This window comes from Streptacidiphilus neutrinimicus, from assembly GCF_000787815.1.
Taxonomy (GTDB): domain Bacteria; phylum Actinomycetota; class Actinomycetes; order Streptomycetales; family Streptomycetaceae; genus Streptacidiphilus; species Streptacidiphilus neutrinimicus.
In genome coordinates, this window is the sequence record NZ_BBPO01000004.1 from 1 (window position 1) to 4,148 (window position 4,148).

Sequence of the window (4,148 nt, forward strand, 5' to 3'; positions counted from 1 at the left end):
CGACGCGGCCGCGCGGCCCCGGCCTCGCCGCCGTCCCGCAGCGGGCCGGCGCCGTCCGTACGGCGGTCCGGGCCCCCGCCGCCACGCTGCCCAAGCGCGTCCCGGGCGAGAGCGGCCAGCTGGCACAGATCACCGACCCCGCCCCCGGCGCGGAGACCGCGGCGGCCGGGCCCCAGAGCGCCGGTTCCGCCGCCGACGAGCTCCGCCGCCGCCTCGGCGGCTTCCAGAACGGACTGCGCGCGGCCGCAGCCCCGCGCGAGGAGGACGACAAGGCATGACCCAGGCGAATCCGCAGCTGCGGCTGCGCTGGCTGCTCGGAGACGTGCTCGCGGGCACCGCCGGGCTGCGCGCGCTGGCGCTGGTCTCCACGGACGGGCTGCCCCTGGTGGCCGTCGACGACGACTGCCCCGCCGAGGAACTGGCGACGTTCGTCGCCGGCATCAACGGACTGGCCGGCGGACTCACGGCCCTGCTCGACTACGGCCTGCTCAAGCGGACCGTGGTCACCCTCGACGAGGGCACGCTGATCCTCATGGCCGTGGACCGGACCGCCTGCCTCGCCGCCTACACCACCCGTGACTGCGACCTGAGCGTCGCGGCCTTCCAGATGGCCCGGCTCGTCGAGCAGGCCGGCCATGTGCTGACCCCGCACGTCCGCTCAGAGGTCTCAGAGGTCCAGGAGGCGATCCGGTGACTGTCCCCGCGCGCTCGCTGCGCGTACGTCCGTACGCGTTGACCGGCGGCCGCACGCGTTTCGGCCAGGTGCTCCTGGTCGAGACCCTGATCTCGGCCGTCGAGCAGCGCTCGGCCCACTCCTCCTGGCAGGCGCAGCCGGCCGCGAGCACCATGCCCGAGCTGGAGCGCATCTGCGCCCTGTGCGAGGGTCAGATGCGGTCCATCGCCGAGGTCTCCGCGCTGCTGAAGCTGCCGCTCGGCGTGGTCCGCGTCTGGGTCAGCGACCTGATCGACGCCGGCAGAATGCGCGTCCACGGAGGGACCGTCTCCATGGGCTCCTCCGGCTCGCCGATCGGCGTCCCGGGCCGTCCCAACCGCGTGGTGCTCGAAAGAATCCTCGGAGGTCTGCGTGACCTGGCCTGACACCCGTACCGACGTCGCGCCGGGCGTCGGCGCGCCCGGCGGCGCGGTGGCCACCCCCGGCATACCGCTGACCGAGCTGCCGGTCACCTCCGCGAAGATCGTGATCGCGGGCGGCTTCGGCGTCGGCAAGACCACCATGGTCGGCTCGGTCTCCGAGATCACCCCGCTGCGCACCGAGGCGATCATGACCGACGCCGGCAGCGGCACGGACGAGCTCGCGCCGGGCACCGGCAAGACCACCACCACCGTGGCCATGGACTTCGGCCGCCTGCACATCGCCGACGACCTGATCCTCTACCTGTTCGGCGCGCCCGGCCAGCGGCGCTTCTGGTTCATGTGGGACGACCTGGCCCGCGGCGCGGTCGGCGCGGTGGTGCTGGTCGACACCCGCCGCCTCGCGGACGCCTTCCCCGCGGTCGACTACTTCGAGAGCAGCGGCCTGCCCTTCGTCGTGGCCGTCAACGAGTTCGACGGCGCCCCGCTGTACGCGGAGGCCGACATCAGGGAGGCCCTGAGTCTCCACTCCGGCGTGCCGCTGCTGCACTGCGACGCCCGCTCCCGCTCCTCCTCGGCGCAGACGCTGGCGGCTCTGGTGCAGCACACCCTTGCCGTCACGGACTTCTGACATACCATCGCGGATCGCGGCCCTCCCGGACGGCGACGACGTCGGCGTGCGGGCGGCGCGGCACCGGAGCACCTCTCAACACCTGGAGCACAACTTGGCGAGAATACTCGTCGTCGGAGCCGGCCAGTCCGGCCTGCAGGTCGCCCTCGGTCTGCAGCACGACGGCCACGACGTCACGGTGATGACCGACCGCACCCCGGACGAGGTCCGCGCCGGCCGGGTGATGTCGACCCAGTGCATGTTCCGCACCGCGCTCGGCCACGAGCGCGACCTCGGCATCAACCTCTGGGAGGCGGACGCCCCCAAGGCGCTGGGCCTGGGCGTCTCGGTGAGCGGCCCCGAGGCCGCCCGCGTCATCGACTGGGTCGGTCACCTCGACGACTACGCCCAGTCCGTCGACCAGCGCGTGAAGATGCCCGGCTGGCTGGAGCTGTTCGCCCAGCGCGGCGGCAAGGTCGTCGTCAACGGCGTCACCGTCTCCGACCTCGACTACCTCGTGCGCGGCTACGACCTGACCCTGGTCGCCGCGGGCAAGGGCGAGCTGGTCTCGATGTTCGGCCGCGACCCGGAGCGCTCCCCGTACAGCGCCCCGCAGCGCGCGCTGGCCGTCTCCTACGTGCACGGCCTGGCGCCGCGCCCGGAGCACGACTTCCCGGCCGTGCGCTGCAACCTGGTGCCCGGCGTCGGCGAGCTGTTCGTCATCCCGGCCTACACCCTCTCCGGCCCTTGCGACATCCTCTTCTGGGAGGGCATCCCCGGCGGTCCGCTCGACGTCTTCGAGCCGGCCCTGGAGCCCGAGGAGCACCTGAACCGCACGCTGGACCTGATGCGCACCTACACCCCGTGGGAGTACGAGCGCGCCCGCAACGTCGAGCTCACCGACGCCCGCGCCACCCTGGCCGGCCGCTACGCCCCCACCGTGCGCCGACCCGTGGGCGAACTGCCCGGCGGCGGCGTGGTGATGGGCGTCGCGGATGTCGTCGTCGCGAACGACCCGATCACCGGCCAGGGCTCCAACACGGCGTCCAAGTGCGCCGCCCACTACCTGGACGCGATCCGCGCCCACGGCGACGGCCCGTTCGACCGCGCCTTCATGGAGCGGACCTTCGAGTCCTTCTGGGCGAGCGCCGCGAGCGACGTCACGGCGTGGACCAACGCGATGCTGGCCCCGCCGCCGGAGCACGTGCTCAACCTGATCGGCGCGGCCGGCCAGATCCAGCCGGTGGCCGACCGCTTCGCCAACGGCTTCGACAACCCGTCGGACTTCCCCCACTGGTTCTTCACCCCGGACGCGGCCGCCGCCTACCTCGGCTCCTTCAGCGAGGGCTGAGGCCCTGGGCCCGCTCCGCGTCACGACCCGTCGGCCCGGTCCGGTCCCGCCCACAGGCGGCGTCGGGCCGGGCCGACGGCGTGTGGCGGACAGCGCGCGGGAGACGCCGAAGGCGACGGCGCCCGCTGCCGCGGCGTTGCCGAAGACCGGAGCGGCCAGTGGTCCCACCGAGTCGACGTCGCCCACCAGTGGGGCGAGCGGGCCGCGGAAGCCCAGGGCGACGGGGGCGGCGAGGGCGGCGGCGGTCAGGGCGTGACGCGCCTGGAGAATCGTCACCGTGGCCGGACAGCACACGCCGCGTAGTACGTCTCGCGTAGTACTGTGGCGCCATGCAAGCGAACGACGCCCAGATGCTGGTGATGTGCGTGCTGGCCGAGGGGCCGCTGCACGGCTACGCCGTCAACGCCGCCATCGAGGAGCTGGTGGGGGAGCGGCTCGGCCCCGGCAGTCTCTACGGGGCGCTCACCCGGCTGGAGGCCAAGGGCCTGGTCGAGCCCACCGAGGAGCAGGGGCGGCAGCGCCCGGTCCGCCTGACCGCCGAGGGGCGCGCGGTGCTGGAGCGGGAGCTGCGGTCGATGGCCAAGGTCGCCTCCGCCGGGCTGCGCAGCCTGGGGGTGAGCCCCGCATGAGCGTGCCGGAGCGGCTGGTGCGGCTGTACCCCGCGGCCGTGCGCGAGCGCTGGGGCGAGGGCCTGGTCGACGACGCCCGCGCGGGCGGCTGGCGGGCCTGGCCGGACCTGCTGCGCGGCGTCGCCGACATGTGGCTGCACCCGGTGGTCTGGCCCGCGGAGTCGCGTGCCCAACGCCTGGGCCGGGCCACGACCCTGGGCGTCGCCGTCGCCCTGTTCACGCTGCTGCTCGGCCATGCGGCCGGGGAGCAGGGCGCGCCGCTCGCCTCCGCACCCGGCGGACCCTGGCTGGTGCGTCTGTGCGGTGCTCTGGTGCTGGGCGGCGCGGTGCTGGCCGCGCCCCGCCCGACGCTGTCCCGCGCCGCCGCCTCGGCCCTGCTGCGGCGGGCCGTCCGCCTGCTCGCCGTCCCGGTCCTGTCGGCGGCGGCCGTGGTGGCGCTCGCGCGGGTCGACACCGGACCGGCGGG

At 74.5% G+C, this 4,148-nt stretch carries 7 protein-coding genes; all 7 read left to right on the forward strand.

Going from position 1 to position 4,148, the window contains the following annotated elements; genetic code table 11:
- Nucleotides 1–278, forward strand: a 278-nt coding sequence (locus TR48_RS44200; protein WP_042364493.1) for a hypothetical protein, incomplete at its 5' end; no start/stop codon positions are given.
- Complete coding sequence (locus tag TR48_RS04175; RefSeq protein ID WP_042364494.1) at nucleotides 275–694, forward strand: roadblock/LC7 domain-containing protein; 420 nt, start codon at nucleotides 275–277, stop codon at nucleotides 692–694. The genes TR48_RS44200 and TR48_RS04175, both read left to right, overlap by 4 nt.
- The gene (locus tag TR48_RS04180; protein ID WP_042364495.1) at nucleotides 691–1,098 is read left to right on the forward strand and encodes a DUF742 domain-containing protein; all 408 of its coding nucleotides are present in this window, start codon (nucleotides 691–693) and stop codon (nucleotides 1,096–1,098) included. Before TR48_RS04175 ends, TR48_RS04180 begins: the two co-directional genes overlap by 4 nt.
- Before the next feature lie 46 nt (nucleotides 1,099–1,144).
- A complete protein-coding gene (locus tag TR48_RS04185) occupies nucleotides 1,145–1,723 on the forward strand; it encodes a GTP-binding protein (RefSeq protein ID WP_042364670.1) in 579 nt (192 codons plus the stop codon).
- Nucleotides 1,724–1,817: 94 nt separating this feature from the next.
- Entirely contained in the window at nucleotides 1,818–3,053 is a 1,236-nt protein-coding gene (locus tag TR48_RS04190) for a styrene monooxygenase/indole monooxygenase family protein (RefSeq protein WP_042364496.1), read from the forward strand.
- A gap of 329 nt (nucleotides 3,054–3,382) precedes the next feature.
- Nucleotides 3,383–3,682 carry a PadR family transcriptional regulator gene (locus tag TR48_RS04195; RefSeq protein ID WP_042364497.1) on the forward strand — a complete coding sequence of 100 codons (300 nt, stop codon included), beginning with the start codon at nucleotides 3,383–3,385 and terminating at the stop codon, nucleotides 3,680–3,682.
- Nucleotides 3,679–4,148: hypothetical protein (locus tag TR48_RS42930; protein WP_439654436.1), on the forward strand; the 470-nt coding region annotated here is incomplete at its 3' end. The genes TR48_RS04195 and TR48_RS42930, both read left to right, overlap by 4 nt.

Coding starts and splice junctions, on each gene's coding strand:
- TR48_RS04175 (WP_042364494.1), top strand. CDS start 275: ATGACCCAGGCGAATCCGCAGCTGCGGCTGCGCTGGCTGCTCGGAGAC.
- TR48_RS04195 (WP_042364497.1), top strand. CDS start 3,383: ATGCAAGCGAACGACGCCCAGATGCTGGTGATGTGCGTGCTGGCCGAG.